The 19,318-nt window shown below is 58.4% G+C and carries 14 protein-coding genes, 3 pseudogenes and 1 other annotated feature; of the genes and pseudogenes, 14 read left to right on the plus strand and 3 right to left on the minus strand.

Annotated elements, in window-relative coordinates; genetic code table 11:
- Window positions 1-83: 83 nt before the first annotated feature.
- The 5 genes from gmd (at window position 84) to GAA2_RS05450 (ending at window position 6,246) form a co-directional block, all read left to right on the plus strand.
- Complete coding sequence (gene gmd / locus GAA2_RS05430) at window positions 84-1,109, plus strand: GDP-mannose 4,6-dehydratase (protein WP_191834789.1); 1,026 nt, start codon at window positions 84-86, stop codon at window positions 1,107-1,109.
- Complete coding sequence (locus tag GAA2_RS05435; RefSeq protein WP_191834980.1) at window positions 1,109-2,089, plus strand: GDP-L-fucose synthase family protein; 981 nt, start codon at window positions 1,109-1,111, stop codon at window positions 2,087-2,089. Before gmd ends, GAA2_RS05435 begins: the two co-directional genes overlap by 1 nt.
- 28 nt (window positions 2,090-2,117) lie before the next feature.
- Entirely contained in the window at window positions 2,118-3,398 is a 1,281-nt protein-coding gene (locus GAA2_RS23420) for an O-antigen ligase family protein (RefSeq protein WP_410471357.1), read from the plus strand.
- A 196-nt stretch (window positions 3,399-3,594) separates the two neighbouring features.
- A complete protein-coding gene (locus tag GAA2_RS05445; protein WP_191834791.1) occupies window positions 3,595-5,001 on the plus strand; it encodes a polysaccharide biosynthesis tyrosine autokinase in 1,407 nt (468 codons plus the stop codon).
- Between the two features lie 168 nt (window positions 5,002-5,169).
- Window positions 5,170-6,246 (plus strand): glycosyltransferase family 4 protein, encoded by a 1,077-nt coding sequence (locus tag GAA2_RS05450; protein ID WP_191834792.1) that lies wholly within the window; start codon window positions 5,170-5,172, stop codon window positions 6,244-6,246.
- A 365-nt stretch (window positions 6,247-6,611) separates the two neighbouring features.
- Here the strand turns inward: GAA2_RS05450 and GAA2_RS05455 are convergent, their stop codons facing one another.
- Window positions 6,612-8,066, minus strand: coding sequence for an oligosaccharide flippase family protein (locus GAA2_RS05455; protein ID WP_191834793.1), 1,455 nt, complete (start codon window positions 8,064-8,066; stop codon window positions 6,612-6,614).
- A 293-nt stretch (window positions 8,067-8,359) separates the two neighbouring features.
- On the opposite strand from GAA2_RS05455, the gene GAA2_RS05460 reads away from it, so the two are divergent.
- From GAA2_RS05460 to GAA2_RS05495, 8 genes and pseudogenes are all read left to right on the plus strand, one after another.
- Window positions 8,360-9,115, plus strand: a complete 756-nt coding sequence (locus GAA2_RS05460; protein WP_191834794.1) for an SGNH/GDSL hydrolase family protein — start codon at window positions 8,360-8,362, stop codon at window positions 9,113-9,115.
- Between the two features lie 42 nt (window positions 9,116-9,157).
- Entirely contained in the window at window positions 9,158-10,420 is a 1,263-nt protein-coding gene (locus GAA2_RS05465) for a WecB/TagA/CpsF family glycosyltransferase (protein ID WP_191834795.1), read from the plus strand.
- Between the two features lie 141 nt (window positions 10,421-10,561).
- A complete protein-coding gene (locus tag GAA2_RS05470; RefSeq protein ID WP_191834796.1) occupies window positions 10,562-11,497 on the plus strand; it encodes a polysaccharide pyruvyl transferase family protein in 936 nt (311 codons plus the stop codon).
- 622 nt (window positions 11,498-12,119) lie between these two features.
- A complete protein-coding gene (locus GAA2_RS05475; protein WP_191834797.1) occupies window positions 12,120-12,731 on the plus strand; it encodes a glycosyltransferase in 612 nt (203 codons plus the stop codon).
- 533 nt (window positions 12,732-13,264) lie between these two features.
- Window positions 13,265-13,573: a hypothetical protein gene (locus GAA2_RS05480; protein WP_191835045.1), complete on the plus strand. Its 309-nt coding sequence runs from the start codon at window positions 13,265-13,267 to the stop codon at window positions 13,571-13,573.
- A 95-nt stretch (window positions 13,574-13,668) separates the two neighbouring features.
- Window positions 13,669-15,015, plus strand: coding sequence for a Mu transposase domain-containing protein (locus tag GAA2_RS05485; RefSeq protein WP_024498618.1), 1,347 nt, complete (start codon window positions 13,669-13,671; stop codon window positions 15,013-15,015).
- A complete protein-coding gene (istB, locus tag GAA2_RS05490; protein ID WP_024498619.1) occupies window positions 15,012-15,872 on the plus strand; it encodes an IS21-like element helper ATPase IstB in 861 nt (286 codons plus the stop codon). The genes GAA2_RS05485 and istB (GAA2_RS05490) overlap by 4 nt, the downstream gene beginning before the upstream one ends.
- A gap of 770 nt (window positions 15,873-16,642) precedes the next feature.
- A pseudogene (locus GAA2_RS05495) lies at window positions 16,643-16,982 on the plus strand (transposase); the annotation flags it as partial.
- Between the two features lie 62 nt (window positions 16,983-17,044).
- On the opposite strand, the gene istB (GAA2_RS05500) reads toward GAA2_RS05495, so the two are convergent.
- The gene (gene istB / locus GAA2_RS05500) at window positions 17,045-17,809 is read right to left on the minus strand and encodes an IS21-like element helper ATPase IstB (RefSeq protein ID WP_191834798.1); all 765 of its coding nucleotides are present in this window, start codon (window positions 17,807-17,809) and stop codon (window positions 17,045-17,047) included.
- Window positions 17,810-17,815: 6 nt separating this feature from the next.
- A pseudogene (locus GAA2_RS23095) lies at window positions 17,816-17,986 on the minus strand (IS21 family transposase); the annotation flags it as partial.
- A gap of 61 nt (window positions 17,987-18,047) precedes the next feature.
- Here GAA2_RS23095 and GAA2_RS05505 point away from each other — a divergent pair.
- Window positions 18,048-19,300, plus strand: a pseudogene (locus GAA2_RS05505) (IS3 family transposase); the annotation flags it as partial.
- Window positions 18,320-18,451, plus strand: a sequence feature (AL1L pseudoknot). (Overlaps the previous pseudogene by 132 nt.)
- Window positions 19,301-19,318 lie beyond the last annotated feature (18 nt).

Genomic DNA, 19,318 nt, shown 5'->3' on the forward strand with positions numbered 1-19,318 from the left:
GATGCCGTTCTCATTCACAAACTTTGAGACTACGCGTAGCCCGAATTGTGTAGCACGCGTAAGACATTCACGACAGGAGAGATATGAAGAAGGCGCTGATCACGGGCATCACAGGGCAGGACGGTTCGTACCTTGCCGAATTGTTGCTGGCAAAGGGCTACGAGGTACATGGCCTCATCCGACGCTCATCGACCTTCAACACGTCTCGAATTGACCATTTATACGTGGATCCTCACAACCCTGAGGCGAAGCTATTCCTGCATTACGGCGACCTATCCGATGGCGCCAGGCTAGTAACGCTCGTCGCCTCCATCGACCCTGACGAGGTCTACAACTTGGCGGCTCAGTCGCACGTGAGAGTAAGCTTCGACGAACCCGAACACACCGGCAACACAACCGGTATCGGCTCAATCCGCCTTTTGGAGGCGGTCCGGTTGGCAGGAGTGGACTGTCGCTTCTACCAGGCGTCCAGTTCCGAGATGTTCGGCGCGTCACCGCCGCCTCAGAACGAAGACACACCGTTCTATCCACGATCGCCGTACGGTGCCGCGAAGGTCTACTCCTACTGGGTGACCCGCAACTATCGCGAAGCGTACGGAATGTACGCGGTCAACGGCATTCTGTTCAACCACGAATCGCCCAGACGCGGAGAAACCTTTGTTACTAGGAAGATCACCCGGGCGGCTGCCCGGATCAAGGCAGGCGTCGAACAGTATCTCTACATGGGCAACCTAGATGCGGTACGAGACTGGGGTTATGCACCTGAGTACGTCGAAGGCATGTGGAGAATGCTCCAGGCCGACGAGCCTGATGACTATGTTTTAGCGACAGGCGGCAACTACACAGTGCGGGACTTCTTGGTCACCGCGTTCGAACATGCCGGGTTGAACTGGGAAGAGCACGTCCGATTTGACGATCGTTACCTCAGGCCAACCGAAGTCGACGCCTTGGTCGGAGACGCTTCAAAGGCTCATCGTCTCCTTGGCTGGAAGCCGGAGGTTATGACTCCTGATCTTGCACGAATTATGGTCGACGCGGATATTGCTGCGCTTGAGTGCGAGGGGCGTCCGTGGATCGATACGCCGACACTGGAAGCTTGGGCATCGTGATGAGCGACAATACTGGCACTCTCCGACCGCGGGACCCGCTTGACAGAGATCAAGTCACGTATATCGCGGGCCACCGTGGCTTGGTAGGGTCTGCGATCTGGAGGCTCTTCGAGAAAGAGGGATTTACCCGGTTGATCGGTCGAACTAGTCGTGAGCTCGACCTAACGAAGCGGGATGAGGTCTTCGCCTTCTTCGAATCGACGCGACCGCGCATCGTTGTCGTCGCGGCGGCGAAGGTGGGTGGAATATTGGCTAATAGCACCTATCCGGTCGACTTCATCTCGCAGAACTTGCAGATTCAAACAAACGTTCTTGACGCAGCTGTAGCCTATGACGTGCCACGGTTGCTATTCCTGGGATCCTCGTGTATCTATCCAAAATTCGCGCCCCAGCCGATCAAGGAGGACTCCCTCCTCACTGGTCACCTCGAACCGACCAATGACGCATATGCGATCGCGAAGATCGCCGGCATTATTCACGTCCAATCGGTCCGCCGCCAATACGGTTACCCATGGATTTCGGCTATGCCCACAAATTTGTACGGACCTGGCGATAACTTTTCCCCCACCGGTTCACATGTACTTCCCGCTCTCATCATGCGATATGACGCAGCAAAGCAGGACGATGCCGACTACGTGGTGAACTGGGGTAGTGGCAACCCTCGGCGAGAGCTTCTGCATGTAGACGACATGGCCTCCGCCTGTCTCCACTTGCTCGATAGCTACGACGCCCCTGAACAGGTCAATGTTGGAACTGGGCAGGATCACACGCTCCAGGAAATCGCTGCACTAGTAGCAGAACAGGTGGGCTTCAGCGGTGAGACCCGATGGGACACTACGAAACCGGACGGAACTCCGCGCAAGCTTCTCGACATCTCCAAGTTGAGCTCTACTGGGTGGGCTCCCTCCTACTCGCTCGAGGACGGGATTGCCCAGACCATTGACTGGTACAGGCAGAATGTGAACTCCTTACGTGTCTAGTGGAGTTGAGGCCGGAAGGGTCCCGGGAATGGTGCAACCGGTTGCCGTTCGCCCGGCGTGGTCCAACGCAGTCGTGGGAAGGCGGACATCAGTGTTCGTCCGTCTGTCGCTGCTCATCCTGGTACTCGCTAGCACTGCAGTCAGCATACGACTGGGATCCACGCAGTGGTATGTGTTCGCGGTTGCTGCGTTGACGGTAGTGATTCTAAGTGACCGGCCCTTACTCCGGCAGACCCCGGTCAGCTACCGTGCCATCGGGGCTCTAGCCCTATTCGGGTTCTTCGGCTGCTTGTATGGGCGCTTTATCGAAGAACAAAATGCAAATTCGCTGGCGCTCTTCTTTCCACTGCTAATTGTCGCCGCGGATTCGCTTGCATCAAGGGCGATCGATGTCTCGCGTGTACTCCCAATCTTAAAGACGTGCGTGTACGCATATTGTATTTCCGCACTCGCGACTCTGGTATTGGGCTTGCCAATTGTGCCCGAACACTATTTCCGACACCAGTCTAGCTTCTACCTATTTCTCGGCCTGGCTATCGGTGTACTCGGGAAAGACTATATCCTATTAATAGTCTCTGTCGCGACATCGATAATCTGCGTACTGAATTACCCGGCACTCACGTTCGTGTACGTTGCAGCCACTGTCTTGCCGGTGTTGCTCACACACTTCGTTGATCGAAAGACCATGCGGTGGCTGATCGCATCTTACGTGGTGCTCGCAGCTGTCCTCTACACATTGAAAGACTACTTGGAGCGCTTGGGCGGCCTGTACTACCAAGCGACTGGAAAGATCGACAATACTCGAACTCGCGAGATACTGTACGACGTCGGAATGAACCGTCTATCCGAGAGTCCGTATTGGGGGTCATTCTTCGTCGATGACATTTCGATTGACTCTCCACTGGGTATTACTGGTCCGGTTCTGCGTGTTCCGCTTCATAATGACTATTTGCAGTTGGCGGTTGGCGGTGGCGTATTCTGGGTCGCAGGTTTTGTAATCGCGATCGTAGTATTCCTGGCCAGCCGACTTCTTTCCCTAGCGGACTTGCCGAGATCGAATGATCAAAGAATTAGCATGACAGTTGCGGTTGCGACTTGCACAGCAATTCTCACTACCGCGATCTACAATCCAATGCTAATTGCATCGCAGAACGCAATTGTGCTAGCTCTCCTACTCGTAGTGATAGCCAATCTCCGCGACACGAGCGCGCGAGTGCCGAAAGACACTTATAGCAACCGTGCTTTCGTCTCGGGCGATAAGCCGACCACGACTGAGAGGCGGTCGGGATGGTTCACTGCAGTCCGATGAGCTATCCACCCTATGAGGCCAACTCCCAAAGCGGTATGCTGCTCGCCAGGGTGAATGTGCCGATCTTGGGGATCGGTAACGAGCCAGCCTTTAGATTTCGGGTACCCACCGCTAACCCTTATCAGACACGAGGTGCTTTGTGACACGTTTTACTAATGGCGACGCTCGCGCACTGTACGGCGATGGAATCGCAGGGGTGAAGACCGCAATCCGCAACGGTTGGTGGCTGATGGCGATCCTCTCACTCGCGGGCGGCGTTAGCGCGTTGGCGCTCTCCTGGGTACAGGTTCCCCAATACGAGTCGACCACAACGCTTTACGTCACGGCCGGCGGGGAAGGGACTGCCCAAGCTGCGTACCAAGGTTCGATGGCTTCGCAAAACCGGATTGCTTCGTACGCCGATCTTGTGACATCCGAGGCCGTACTGGCGTCGGCGCTGGAGACGGCTGGGTTATCACTCCCGGTAGACAAAGTCCGGTCAGCTGTTACCGCTGACACCGAGCCAGATAAAGTCCTGTTAAATATTGCTGTCAGGGATACAGATCCGATCACCGCCGCTCGTTTGGCGAATGGCATCGCAACCTCGATGACTTCCTACGTTGATTCTCTCGAGCGTCCGGCGGATGGAGGCCCGCCGCTTGCGAAGGTCACGGTTGTAACACCGGCCGAAGCATCGACTGACCCTGTGTCTCCACGCACCGGTCGTAACGTGATCTTCGGGCTATGTGTGGGCGCAATTTTGGGCTGCTGTGGTGTGGCGTTCAGGCAGCGACTGGACAATTCGGTGCGATCCCAGGACGATCTTGCTGACAACATTGCGGCACCCACCCTCGGCAACATTCCCCATTCGCGTGAAGTGGGAGACGGCGCTGCTATAGATTTCGCCGTTGGTTCCACGCCTGCTTCTGAGTCCTATCGCAGACTACGGACGAATCTGGCGTTTGTAGACGTGGATAATCCTGTACGGCGGATTGTAGTGGCCAGTGGTGGACCTGGAGAAGGAAAAACATCCACTGCTTTGAACCTTGCCGCAGCTATCGCAGAGTCGGGCAAGCGGGTCGTGATTGTTGACGGAGACCTTCGGAAACCAACTATGGATACGCGATTAGGCGTCAACCGGCGTATCGGCTTCACTAACGTTTTGCGAGGAGAGGTCGAGCTGGCAGACGTTATTCAGTCCACTGGCATCAGCGGTCTGGATATCTTGGCTAGCGGACAGGCCCCGCCCAACCCTGCCGAATTGCTGGGTACTCGTAAGGCCGCGGAGACCGTCAATCGGTTGAGCGATATTTATGACTTCGTCATAGTCGATTCGCCGCCGTTGCTCTACGTGACTGACGCGGCACTAATTGCGCAGTATGTCGATGGTGTGCTGTTCGTCGCTCGGGCGGGCGTGACTAAGCGGCGAGCAGTGGTCGAGGCGGCGAGCCAATTGGAGATGGCGCAAGCGCGCGTCATTGGGGCGGTGCTAAATGGTTCCTCTTCGGCTAGTGATGTGTACCGTGGCGGCTACTACGGCACATATCAAAGCACAGAGGTCCAGGTAGCTTCACCGCAAACCGATCGCCGCCGACTGGACGAGTCCGTGAATAGCTCATCGTAAACTGCGAAACGCAGCGTGTTGTGCGCGTGCTACGACATGCAGAAGGCTGCGGACACATGACTTGCTTAGGCCTCGCTGATCTCGCTTCAACTGTCGAAGACTCCCTTACCGGTGGCCGTCCGGCTTGTCCTCGCGATAATTCACTACGAAGCAAACGAGGGTATCTGAATGTCTGACAAAGTCATCGTAGTGAGTCAGGTTCCTCCACCGGTTCATGGCTCGACAATCATGACACAGCTCTTCCTCAAGAGTCTGCGTCGCATTGGCTACAGTCCTCGGCTGATCGACCGTCGGTATAGTCGAGATGTCAGCGAGGTCGGGACGATTACTCTGAGAAAAATTCTTGCTGGTCCAGTACTCGTTTTGAGATACGCTTGGGGATTACTGCTTGAGCGTCCTCGGCTGAGTGTTCTGTTCCTCACCAATCGCCCTGCTTCGTTTCTTTCCGATTTTGCGATCACAGTCGTTACTGCGGTGTTCCGCGTGCCAATTGTTCTTTATATCCACACATCTGGTTATACGAAGCTCGCGAGTCGTGGTCGATTATGGGACTCTGCGGTGCGTTTTGTGTTTCGTCAGGCCCGAGTAACCGTTTGCCTGGGTCCAAGCCTCAGTCGGGACGTAGATTCGTTCACTATTCAGAATCCTGAGTTTATTTCGAACTATGTCGAGGCACCTAGTAGTTTTGAGCGTACCGACAGTAACAGGGTTGTGTTTCTCTCGAACCTTCTACCCGAGAAGGGGGCTTTAACGTTTATCAAGATCGCGTCAAGGATAGCGGAAGACTATCCAGATTACTGTTTTGAGCTGGCGGGCCACGCTGGCTCGGAAGGCTACATGGTGGACGTGCGACGCGCAATAGATGAAACGGCGCTGGATACACGGCTGTCTTATGTCGGTTCGGTGGATGGCGAAGCGAAGTGGGCGTTTCTCGCGAATGCTCGCGCGCTGGTATTTCCCTCGACTTACCAGTTTGAAGCTCAACCTTTGACTATCCTTGAAGCTCTCGAAGTAGCGACGCCGGTCGTCGCGTTCGATGTAGGGGGAATCCGAGACCTCGCATCCACGGGTTCTGCTCTGCGGCTAGCTGAGCCCGGTGATCTAGATTCCCTAGAGAAGTTGCTTCGTCAAGTCTTGGATGGTGCCAATCTCGAAGAGCAGGAGATAGACGACCCGAAGCCGGGTGCCGAGAGATTTGACCGAGACTGGGAGATAGTAATTCAGCAGGCACTGTCTGGGCGCTAAAGACCTACTGACACGCTTTCTCCCGTGGTGAACTCGCTAACCGTCAGGCGGACGGGTGTAGAGGCAAGACGCTGCGCTTGGGTCATCAGTGTCGCTGCGACAAGCTTCAAGAGGGATCGCCTAGAGGAATACTCCTCGACGGCTTGGTGACCGTACCTCTCCGAGAAATTGCTGATGTCATCCGGTTGACCGCGTCGGGGCAGAGTAGTGGTGATGTGTCTAGATCGCGCGGTTCGCCGGCGCTGGCATCCGTCGGGGGATTTGCGAGAATGCCAGTCATGACTCGCCCCTGCGGTAAGTGTGGGGAAAGATTGGACGCTTTGTCGGCCGCTACGACGGCGGCTTTGCAAATTGACGCTAAACGTCTACTGTGACTTCCCGATCGACAGTTTGGCTGTGAGTGCCACGATGCGTACATCGTTCCTGACGGCCGGGATAAGTTGATAGCTCATAACGCATGTGGCTAAGGAGAGTAGTAGCGAGGCCGTGATTTTCACGATGGGATCAAGTTCGGTTGCCGAGAGTGCAAATCCTGGTATTGCCGCCGGCAAGGCGAACAACGTGAGAGCTCGCAGTGGTTCAACGAGAAACCGGCGCCACGAAAAGTTTGATGCGCGACATGCGGCGATGGTTGCTGCAGGCCAAACGAGAGCCCAGGCCAGGGTATTCATCACGGCGACGCCCTGAATGCCCCAGACTAGTCCAGCAACTGAAAGCGCTGCGATCCCCGGTTGCGACCACAAACTAAATTTTAAACCTTGACTGGTTGCGCCCTGAGCGATGAACTGCCACTGTACCGTCTGTGCTAGAGCGCGGAAAGCAGCTCCGATTGCAAGTACCTGTAACAATTGACCCGCTACGAGCCATCCATTCCCGAGTAGTAACACGACGAACTCGGTCGAAACGGAACTCAAAACGAAGAATCCCGTGCCAATGGTGTAGGCAACTACCAGTTGAGCTCGCGCCAAATACGCACGCATCCTGTCCGGAACGTCTCTCAACTGCGCCAGGACTGGAATGGCGACTCGCTGCAACTGATCGACAACGCTGTTCACGGGCATCACTGCAAGTTGCTGGGCTCGGTCGTACGCGCCAACCTCAGCAGGCGATGTATCAAGTGCAATCGCTGGGACGAGCAGTTGTCGAGACGCGTGCTGGAGTATACCGATACCGAAGGCTTGTACGCCGATCTTCAGCAGGTGCCGAACTTCAGCTTGGTTACCAGGCCGGGTCGGCCACCAGCGTGCGAGCAAAGCCACCAGCACTGTCTGTAGTACTACCGGCGCTAGCGCCTGTACGGCGATAGCTACGTAATCGCGTGTAGCCAGCGCATAAACGATCGCTATGGCCGTTCCAAGAACTGTACTTACAACCTCAATCACCGCCAGGGTCGTGAACTGGAGCTGACGCATCATTTGAACACGGAACTGCGATTGAAAGCCCATGAGGAAGGGCACAGCAGCAAGCCAGTACATCACTGTCTCTATTTGCGAGGCATCAAATAACGACGCTATCGTGGACGCGCCGATCACAAGAAGCATTGCGCAGACAGCACCTATGAATGAACTGACGTAGAGTAGCGCCGACGCAGCTTGATGTGATAGATCTCTCGCCTGCATCGCGGCAGCAGGCAGGCCCAACGCAACGATCGCTGTTACGAACATGTTGATAGCGGTCACGACAGCAACGAATCCGAAAACCTCAGGCGCGAAGATGCGGGCGAAAATTACGATCGTAACGGTGCGGATCAGGAGGTTAATGATCTGGGATGACGCCGTGACAAGACCACCCCTTGCGCCAGCTGCAGCCAGATTTGTCATCGGGTAGGTGTCTCCGAGTATTGGTCGCTAGTTAGGACAACAACCGCCTCGTGGCGAGCGACGATGTCCTGCCAGCTCTGGCGGTTATCAAGGTAGGGGCTGATGCTTCGAAGTGTGTCGCAGACGGGTACGGTGCCCCCGAGAGCGTGGGCGCCCGACCAATCTCACGGGTCTTCCCACGCAACGAAGTGTCTCTCAATGCTAATGGAAGGCCCGATCTTTTGGGGGTACGCCATAGCCCGGTCTGCACCGCCCGTGCTGCGATACAAAGGAAGTCGGGCATACTGATTTGCATGCGTGGACGTCTGGGCTGGTTCGTTGGTGTACTCGGTATAGGCGCTGCACTGATGTTAATTGCCGGCACGGCAGTCTACCTCGATAACTCGCGCCGGGTTGTGTCGGAAGCGTCGGACCCGTCGCGATCCACGTTCGCGCGCCCTGCTGCCCAGAAGCAGTTCGAGCGTGTCTCTCCATCCCGGGGGAGGGTCAAGCCGGTAGTAGCATTTGTTGGTGACTCCTTTGTGTCTGGGAAACCCGTCGACGGTGGCGATAGCGGTGAGGAACTCGTAGAGGAAATTGCTGATACCGCGTCGTGGACGCTGATGTACAGGGCTAGCCCTGCCGTCGGGTACGCGCATGGCACACTTGGTGAATCTCCATCGATCGTAGATCTCTTAGACGAGTCAACGCTCAGTTCACTGTCTCCAGATCTTGTGATCATCCACGCGGGGTGGAACGACCGAGAACGGCTAGAGCGCGAGACCGTAGTGGGCGTACAGAACTCGATCGAGTTCGTCCGGGCAAAGGCGCCGGGAATCCCGATCGTAGTTGTTGGACCCCTTTGGGGGAGGGGAACGATGCCAACTGAATTGCTTAGGGTGTACCGCAGTGTTGCGGGGGTTGCCCTCCACGCAGCGGGGGTGCATTTCGTTACCACCTACGATCTCTCGTTTCGCTCGCACCCTGTGAGCGGTCGTCCTGTCGGAGAGGGCAGGGACGAAGTCGCTCAATGGATTGTGCGCTCAATGAGTAACGTGGGCCTAGTGTGAAGTACTGCTCAGATCCGAATCGAAACCAAGGGAAAGATGCGAATGAGCGACGTCACAACTGCGGAAGTCGCGGGTGTTCCACTTCAAGTGACCTCCGAACATGAGGCCGTCAAAACCATAATTGGACTTGCGTTGAACCATTCCCCGACTCCGGTTCGGTTCTGTAATGCGCATACGATTGCTTCCGCGGACGCAAACGAAACTTACCGCTCGTCGTTGCAGTCGCGCGGGATAAACTTCCCCGACGGAACTCCGGTTGTGTGGGCGATGCGAAGAGTGTCTGGTGCTGGCATGGCTGAGCGCGTGAGAGGGCCATCAGTCTTCAACCATGTTCTTGATGGGGGTCGGGAGTACAACATTCGGCATGCTTTTGTTGGCACTACTTCCGATACGCTAAATCAGCTAAGGACCCGTATTGAGCTTGAGTATCCTGGAGTAGCAGTCGTGGCGGTTCATGCTCCGCCATATAGCGACTATTCCCCCGATTTTGTGTCTTCTATCGCCGATAATCTTCGGGATGCTGAATTTGACATACTCTGGGTTGGGCTGGGTGGGTCTAAACAGGATATGGCTGCAGATTATCTCAGTGATGAGCTCGGTGTCCCGGCGCTAGCAGTTGGAGCAGCATTCGATTTTGTGGCTGGGACACAGCCGGAAGCCCCTGTTTTCATGCGAGACCACGGGATGGAGTGGTTGTTTAGGTTTCTTTGCGAACCAAAGCGGCTCTGGCGACGCTACACCGTCGGGGCTGTGTCGTTCGCTCAAGCGGTACGGGGGTCGAGGCGGGATTCTGCTAAGCATCACGGAGGGGCGGCGGGGAAGCTATCTTTCCACAAGACTCTCTCGGCCGACCTGGCGAGAATTTCGGGCACTGTTACGCCTGTCGGCTTCTTTAGGGCGCTGCTGCAGGACCGGCGGTTTACGGCTGTCGTGCTCTATCGCATCTCAGAAATCTGTCATTCTCGATCGAAATTTGTATCTAACCTGATTCAGCGATTGAATCTCAAGATTACGGGTGCGGATATTCATCCTTCCGCCTCTTTGGGTTGCGGCGTTCTACTCTTGGATCCTGACGGAGTGACTATCGCTGATCAGACTGTGGTCGGCGATTTTGTCACAATCGGCTCAAAGGTGCGAGTGGGGGCACAGGCGATCCCGTCGATCCCGTCCCACAAAGATCTTCCGTCAGTAATCGGAGCGTGCGTGACGATCGCTGCTGGATCGACTGTCTTACGTGGCGTGACTATCGGCGACCATGAGATTGTTGTGACCGAGTCGCGGACGTATGGAGATGGGCAACGTTGACTTTAATCGCTTGTCGTCGGTGCGACCATTAGTCTGCTTTCGACCCGGATATTCGGAGCACCCTTTTCGTGACTAGAGCGTCAGGGCGGCGGGCTAGTTTCGTACTGGGCGAGACCTACGCAACGGAAGAATTGGGGAAGTATGATCGGCTGGTTGGACCCTAGTATCGGGTCGGAGAATACTGGCGACCAGATTATCGCCGACGCAGTCCGTACCGAGCTGACTGACGCGGGACTGGCGTTTCAGCGCTTTTCAACGAGGCGGAAATGGACCCGTGAGGAGTGTGATGCTGCCGCGCAGTGTTCGATGTTCATTGTCGGCGGAACAAATCTCATCAACGGTAACTACCCCTGGTACCGGCAATGGAAGTTCGACGCGAACGCTTTCCGATTGTTGCGCCGAAAGACGGTTGGTCTCGGCATTGGATGGTGGCAATACCAGCCTCGCACCAACCGTTTATCGCGATTCCTCTGGCGTGAAATCCTGGGGCACGGCGTAAATAGTTGTCGCGATGAATATACGTCGCTGAAGCTGGACGAATTGCGTATACGTGCGTTAAATACATCGTGTGTGACGATGTGGCGACTGCCTGAGGTCCTCAATCAAAAGGCGAGATCCTCCCGAGTGGTGGTTACCTTGACTGACTATAATCGTCACTTTGAGTCGGACTACGCTCTTCTGCGCTACGCGATAGAAAATTACCATGAGGTTTACTTGTGGCCTCAGGGTGTGAAAGATGAAGAATACTGCCGCAGGATGAAGTTCGATAGCCTGCAATTCGGCGATGTATCTCTCGCTTGGTTTGATGAAGCACTTGACAGTGGTGAGTTTGACTATATCGGTACCCGACTGCACGCAGGGATTCGTGCCCATCAAAAGCGGGCGAATTCGTTGATTGTGGCGGTTGATAACCGTGCGTTGGAGATATCGCGGGACACAGGACTCCCAGTTGTCACTCGGGACGAGGTTATTGCTGACTCGGGGGTGCTAGAGGTCCCCCACGATGTCAACTTGACTTTGCCGGCAGATGCGATATCGGAGTGGAAGGATCAGTTTCTGTCGACTGTTCTTAGGTAGTCCGGGTGTGGTCGTTCGGTCCCGATAAGGTAGGGCCTAGAGGCCGGGGCGTAGAGAATGCGTCCACGGGTCAATGAAACCTAGAGGGAAGCAAGGCTTCATGATTTCAAAAACAATCTTCTGTGAACTCGTGCCTCACAGGTCACGGTTGCATGTCCTGCTCCCGATGAGTAGGGGGACTAGGAGCAGCGAAACTGTCATAGTGATGCCGAACCGAGTCCCAGGACGCGACCTCGAGGACTTTGTATCAGGCTTAGATCGTGCTACCGCTATCCGATTGACCACGGATAGGCCTGTCCCATTTCCGGGGCGGGTTTCCCTTAAGGTGTTTTTGCGCACCGTACGTGCAGTGGTGTCAGAAGCGCGAGACGCTTCTCAACCTTGTGTCATAGTTTTCACTGCCATCGACGACTACACTCCGCTGTTGCCTTTATTGCTGATATTCCGACGCCGTCTTGGGCGGCATGCGTCTCGGATTATCTTTGTTCGCTATAGGGTTCCCGAGGCCTCGTCGAGTATGTCTCTAAAGCAGCGTCTTCGCGCTCTTTGGGTGTCGACAATTACATCGCTCTTCTCCGCTGAGACCTGGGTGTTCGACGAGCGCTTCCGTAGGGCTAATCACATGGTGATCCCCGATCCATGGACAGGCCCCTTTGGGCAGGAGGGTGGCGACACTGCTCGGCTCAGTCTCGGGTTGTCTGATGCGCCGATCGTTGGTCTAGTGGGTATGCAGAACCACCGGAAAGGGTTTGATGTCGCTGCGGATTCGATCGCGCAACTGGCGCTGAAGGATGGGGAGTTTCAGGTAGTAATCGTTGGCGACGTCGATCCATCACTGGCATGCAAGCTCGGCGAATTGGAGAGTCGTCTCGGATCGAGACTGACTCATATTACTGATTATGTGTCGGATTCCGTTTTAGCGCAGTTGATGGCGTCGTTCTCTGTCACCTTGCTCCCGTATAGTGCGGCGTTTACCTCGACGAGCGGCGTACTATCGAGATCTGTGGCTTCTGGTACTCCGGTTATTGCTAGTGATCACGGGCTAATTGCTCATCGTGTCGAAACTTGGGGGTTGGGAATGACTTTTCGGTACCCTGATTCGAACGCGCTACAGGTGTGTCTTGAAGCTGCTTTCCGTGGTGAGATTCGGCTGTCCAGTCGTGCACAGAGTTTTGTTTCCGGATGTACGGCTACCGCGTTAGAGGCGCGTGTTGTTGAGCTCCTGTCGGACTAGAACCGGGAAGCTGGTTCGGGGCCGGCCACGACCGAGGGTCATTCGGCATGAAGCGTCGCGGCAGCACTGAGGAAGCTGCCCGCTCTAAGCCGTTCCATCCAACCCCAGCGCTGGACGTTCTGTCACTGCACCGTCTTGCTGCGGTCCTACCGCTAAGGGTGGACGAGACAGAGCGCGAGCACGGCGGCGCAGCCGCCTAGACCAGTGTTATGTGCAGGTGAAGAGTACATCTGCTGCATACGCTACAAATGGCTCATCGAGGCCTGATTTCTCTGCCCCGTTCGTGGATTGGCGTCGCACGTGCAGATATCGAGTCGTCCGGTAGCGACTGAACCTGAAACTCGTACCCGCAGAAAGTGTCGTAGACGTTCAGACTGTCCCGCGCTCCAGACGTTCGATCGAACACTCGGCCGCGAAGAGGAGGTCCGGACTCGCTCAAGGGTGAACCATCAGAGCCCGATTACTCAAGTAGTCCACGAATGGAAATGCGAGGCTAGGCACCCACTCGCGCTGATCGGCCATACGAGGGCCAGGTGTCATTTGCCACCGTGAAGGGACCACCTGGGCTGATTGTTTGCCATAGGGATGGGACCACCTGGATTGCCAGTTATGGGACCACCGGCGCGTCGCGCTGGTGGTCCTTCATTTTGTCCGTTGACTCGGCCGTGACGATGTTCACGGAAGGGGCCGACGGCATGGGCTACGGGGAGGTTGCAGTGGAAGAGATCAGAGAAGTCCTGCGGTTGTGGTTGGGCCTTGCGGTGGGGTTACCGGCGCCGGGTCTGCGCACGATCGCCGCGCGTGACGGCGCTCATCGAAATTCCCCAGTGATGCTCATCTGAATTCCCCACCCGTGTGGCTCCGCCAGAGTAGGCGGGCCTCCCGTGATGCTGATGGTCTCTGACCACTCACCAGCAACCTCGGGAGGCCCGCTTTCATGTTGACACGGGAGAACGATGTGGAAGTACATGCACTGCACAACCGGGGGTGGACGATCTCGGCGATCGCCCGCCATACCGGCCACGATAGAAAGACGATCCGGGCCTACCTCAACGGTGAGCGCACCCCGGGCCAGCGCAAGAGGCCGGCGGTTGATCCGTTCGACCCCTACCTCGACTATGTCCGGGCCCGACTCGACGAGGACCCGCATCTGTGGTCACGCACGTTGTGCGATGAACTCGAGGACCTCGGCTACACCCAGTCGTATCAGACCCTGACCCGCCAGATCCGGACTCGCGGTCTGCGACCGAAGTGTGCGGACTGCGCGCAGGTCACCGAACGGGCGAATGCGATCATCGAACACCCGCCGGGTGAAGAGACACAATGGGATTGGGTGGAGTTGCCGAATCCTCCAGCGCAGTGGGGTTGGGGTTCGACCGCATTCCTGCTGGTCGGGTCACTGTCGCATTCGGGGCGGTGGCGTGGCTATCTGGCACCGGATATGACCCGCCCGCAGGTGATCGCCGGTATCGACCGCATCACCCGCCGCTTGGGTGGGGTCACCAAGTCGTGGCGGTTCGACCGGATGGCCACGGTGTGTCACCCGGCAACCGGCGCGTTGACCGCCGAGTTCGCCGGCGTCGCCAAGCATTACGGCGTCTCGGTGGCCGTGTGCCCACCCCGGCGCGGGAACCGCAAGGGTGTGGTGGAGAAGTCCAATCACATTGCCGCGCAACGCTGGTGGCGCACACTTCCTGACGAGCTGACCGTCGAGCAAGCCCAGACCAGTTGCGACACGTTCTGCCGGACCCGCTCGGATGTTCGGGTGCGCCGAACCAAAGATGGGCGCTCGAACGTGGCCACCATCGCCAAACGCGAACCCCTGAGCGCCCCGCCAGCAGCTCCGTACCCGACGACGGTCACCGAGGTGCGGAAAGTGTCTCGCCAGGCGCTGGTGGCATGGAAGGGCAACCAGTACTCGGTGCCCCCGGAGTTGGCGATGAGCGACGTGCACGTCAGTGAGCGTCTCGGTGACGGGCATATCGACATCGCCACCGACTCGGGCATCGTGATCGCCCGCCACCGCCTGGCCACTGCCGGCTCGGGAGCCCAAGTGCGTGACCACGGCCATGTCGTCGCCTTGGACACCCTGGCCCAGGCCGGCGCCTCATCGAGTCGCCGACCGCATCGCCGCAAGGAACGCATCCCACCCGGCCAGACCGCCCGACAAGCTGCAGAAGCGCTGCGCCGCGCAACCGCCCACCCCGCCACACCGACCGAGGCGTCGGTGATCGATCTGAGCGTGTACGAACGCGCCGCACAGAACAGGACCCAACTCCCATGACCAACAAGACCGACGAAACCACCACCACCTCCAATCCGAACAGTGATGCACCGCAGTCACAATCGGCGGTCTCGGTGTATCAGCAGCTACGTGGGCATCTCGCCGCACTCAAACTCGACTCCGCCGCGCAAGCCCTACCGCAGGTGCTGCAGACCGCCGCCGAGCAGGAGTGGACGATGACCTACACCCTCGAGCACCTCCTCGGCATCGAGGTCGATGCCACCGAGGCCCGCCGCCTGGCCGGGCGGCTGCGGTTCGCCTGCCTGCCCACCCCCGCCACCCTGGACGGGTTTGACTACGACGCCGCCCCCGGAGTCGACCGAGCATTGATCCGCGAACTGGGCACTTGCGCCTACCTCGAATCGGCCACCAACGTGCTGCTCATCGGACCGCCCGGCACCGGCAAAACCCACCTCGCCGTCGGGCTGGCGCATGCCGCGGTGCACGCCGGCTACCGCACGTATGTGACCACCGCCGCGGATCTGGCCGCCCGCTGCCACAAAGCCGCCATCGAGGGCCGCTGGGCCACCTGCATGCGATTCTTCGCCGGTCCCACCCTGCTGGTGATCGACGAACTCGGATACCTGCCGCTACCGGCCGAAGCCGCGTCAGCGCTGTTTCAAGTTGTGGCACAACGATATTTGAAGACAAGCATCGTGATCACCACCAACCGGTCAGTCGCCGAATGGGGTGAAGTCCTCGGCGACACCACCGTCGCCGCCGCCATGCTCGACCGACTGCTACACCGCTCCGTCGTGCTCAAACTCGACGGCGATTCCTACCGGCTACGCGACCACCACGCCCGCACCCAAAACCAGCGCACCGCCACCGCACCAACCCGACGGACGCTACAGTAGGAGCCGCCCACGGGTGGGGAATTTCAGTGAGCACACCTGGGGAAGTTTCTTGAGCCCCGTCACGCGTGCGGGTGTCGATAGGAAGACGGTGCGACGCTCTACATCGCGGCGGCGCAGGCGGCGGGGTTGACGCGCGATGTCGGTGCGTCGGCACTGACCGATGAGTTGCTCGGTGCGGTGGTGGCCGGGGTGCGTCCGGCGCGGCCGAATGGTCATGGCCAGGCGTGGGAAGCGTTGGTGCCGTTCAGCGAACAGATCACGCAGTGGGTGAGGGGAGGAACGCCGGAGAATCCAGAACCGTTGACGGTGACGAAGATTCACATCCTGCTGGCCCGTCAGGTGTGTGTGGTCCGTATCGGACGCTGGTGCGGTTCGCGACCGAGTGCTGTGGGTATCGCCGCACCACGACCACGGTGCGGGTGGCCGATGGGGATCCCGGGGTGGAGTGCCAGATCGACTTCGGCTACCTCGGGATGCTCGATGATGCGGCAACAGGTAAGCGCCGCAAAGTGTTCGCGCTGGTGTTCACCGCCGTGTACTCGCGGCACACGTTCGTGTGGCTCTCACACACCCAAACCCTGTCAACGATCCTCGAGGGCTGTTCAGCGGCGTGGGAGTTCTTCGGCGGCGTGTTCGCTGTGATCATTCCGGACAACATGAAACCTGTTGTCACCCAAGCAGACACCCTCAATCCGAGGTTGTCTCGGGGCTGGTTGGGGGTGTCAGATGGTCTGTGTAAGTCCAAGTGCTCATCAGTGAGAGGAAGATCTATGAGCATGGCCTTAGACGACAAGCGGCACGACAACGGCGACCGGCAGTTGCCTGAGCTGGCCGAGCCGCGTTCGACTGCGGAGGTGGCCGAAGCGCTGCAGGCCTCGGGCATGGTCGATGAGCTGTTGGCCCAGATCGATACCGGCCAGGTCCAGATCACTGGCGACGGCGGCCTGATCCCCGGGTCTGATCAAACTCGCCCTCGAACGCGGTCTCAAGGCCGAACTGACCGATCACCTCGGCTGTGAGAAGGGCGACCCGGCCGGGAGGGAGTTGCCGAACTCGCGGAACGGGTCGAGCCCGAAAACGGTGCAGTCCGAGGCCGGGCCGGTCGAGCTGTCAACGGCGGCCGAAAACTGACCCCTTATCGACGGTTGAAATTTGACCCCCTTTTGGTGTGGTTACTGGTCGGCGTTGACGAGTTGTCGTCGGGTCTTGGTGCGGTAGGAGTCGCCGTCGATGGTGATGACCTCGGCGTGGTGGACGAGGCGGTCGATGAGTGCGGCGGCAACGACATCGTCGGCGAAGACTTCGCCCCAGCGGCCGAATGGCATGTTCGAGGTGATCAGGATCGAGCCTTGTTCGTAGCGGCTGGCGATGAGTTGGAAGAACAGGTTGGCGGTATCGGAGTCGAACGGCAGGTAGCCGATCTCGTCGATGATGATCAGCCGGTAGCGGCGGAGCCGTTTGAGTTCGGAGGCCAGGCGGCCGGTGGTGTGTGCCTCGGTCAGGCGGGTGGCCCATCCGGTGGCGGTGTCGAAGAGCACAGGGTAGGCGTTGTGCGCGGCTTTGATCCCGAGCGCGATCGCGAGGTGGGTTTTACCCACTCCAGGTGGTCCGAGAAGGATCACGTTGTCGCTCGTGGCGATCCAGGTGCTGGTGGCCAGATGGGCGATAACATCGCGACGCAATCCTGGAAGGTGGTCGAAGTTGAAGTCCTCGAGTGTCTTGACCGCGGGGAAGCGAGCGCCACTGATCCGCAGCACGGTGCCGTTGGCTTCGCGTTCACTGACCTGGCGGTCAAGGATCGCTGCGAGGTACTGCTCGTGGGTCCAGTTGTCGGTGCGGGCCCGCTCGGCCAACTCGGCCCAGCAGCGGCGGATCGCTGGCATCTTCAACGCCCGCGCCGCGAACTCGATCTGCTTACCTGTGTGATTGTCGGACATGGTATTTCACCTTTCAGCGATAGTGGACGGGGTGGGTGGTTGAGCACCTGACGGGGTAGCAAAGTGCACCCCGAACAGGTCGTCGTAGTCTGGTAGCGCCCGGATCGGTACCTCGTGGCCGTCGGGGTGGGCGCGGATGCGGGCGGCGTTTCGGGCCCGGTTGGCGAGGTCTTGGCGGCGGTAGTTGAATCACCCCAGGTTTGATGCCGCTTCCTTCTGAGTCAGGAAGGATGGGCACATGCCTAAGAAAATCGATCCGGAGGTCCGTTCGAGGGCCTTGCGGTTGCTGGAGGCCCACGGCGGCGAGTACACGTCGTTGACTGCCGCGGCCGAAGCGATCGCCAAGCAGGTCGGTGTCGGCGGGGAGACGGTACGTCGATGGGCCGTACAAGCCCAGATCGATGCCGGCGCCCGCTCCGGGACCACTACGAAGGAGTCCGCCGAGATCAAGCGCCTCAAGGCCGAGAACAAGCAGTTACGAGAAGACGTTGCCATTCTGAAAGCAGCGACAACTTTCTTCGCGGGGGAACTCGACCCCCGCAACCGATGATCGTGGCGTTCATAGATCAGATGCGCGCCAACGGGTTTGCGGTCGAGTCGATCTGCCGGGTCCTGCGTGGGCAGGGCTGCCAGATTGCCGCACGAACCTACCGGGCATGGCGATCACGCACGCCTGCCGCACGGACGGTCTCTGATGCCCACGTCGTCGATGCGGTGCGCACTGTCGTCTGGCGCACCGGTGACGACGGCCGGCGGAAGATGACTCCCGAGGGCCTCTACGGGCGGGTGAAGATGCGCGCCCATCTGCATCGCACAACTCTGCCTGGGGTGTCCTATGGTGCCGTTGATCGAGCGATGAAAGTGTTAGGCCACCAAGGAATTCGACGGTCGAAGGGAGTCCGAACGACCGTCAGATCCGCTGATGGTGTCCGCGCGGAGGATCTGTTGAACCGACAGTTCAGTGCTGCCGAACCGAACCGGGTTTGGGTGACCGATTTCACCTACTGCCGGACCTGGGCTGGGTGGGTGTATGTGGTGTTCATCATCGACGTGTTCTCCCGTCGAATCGTGGCATGGCATGCCTCGACATCGAAGTCGGTGGAGTTGGTGACAGTCCCGCTTCGGATGGCACTGTGGCAGCGCAATCGGGAAGGGCATCCGGTGAAAGCTGCTGAGCTTATTCATCATTCGGATGCCGGAAGTCAGTACACATCGGTTACACTGACTGAGCGTCTGCGACTCGAAGACATCGCAGCGTCGATCGGATCGGTCGGGGACGCCTACGACAACGCGCTGGCCGAGTCGGTGAACGGCTTGTACAAGACCGAGTGCATCCGGACCACGATCTTCCACTCCGGCCCGTACCGGACGATCTCCGACGTCGAGTTCGCGACCGCTGGTTGGGTCGACTGGTACAACAACAGCAGGTTGCACTCGAGTATTGGCCAGATTCCCCCGACCGAGTTCGAAACGCTCCACTACGCTGGCCTCGGCCACCGAGGACCAGCC

It is taken from the genome of Gordonia ajococcus (genome assembly GCF_012974285.1).
In the GTDB taxonomy this organism is placed as follows: domain Bacteria; phylum Actinomycetota; class Actinomycetes; order Mycobacteriales; family Mycobacteriaceae; genus Gordonia; species Gordonia amicalis.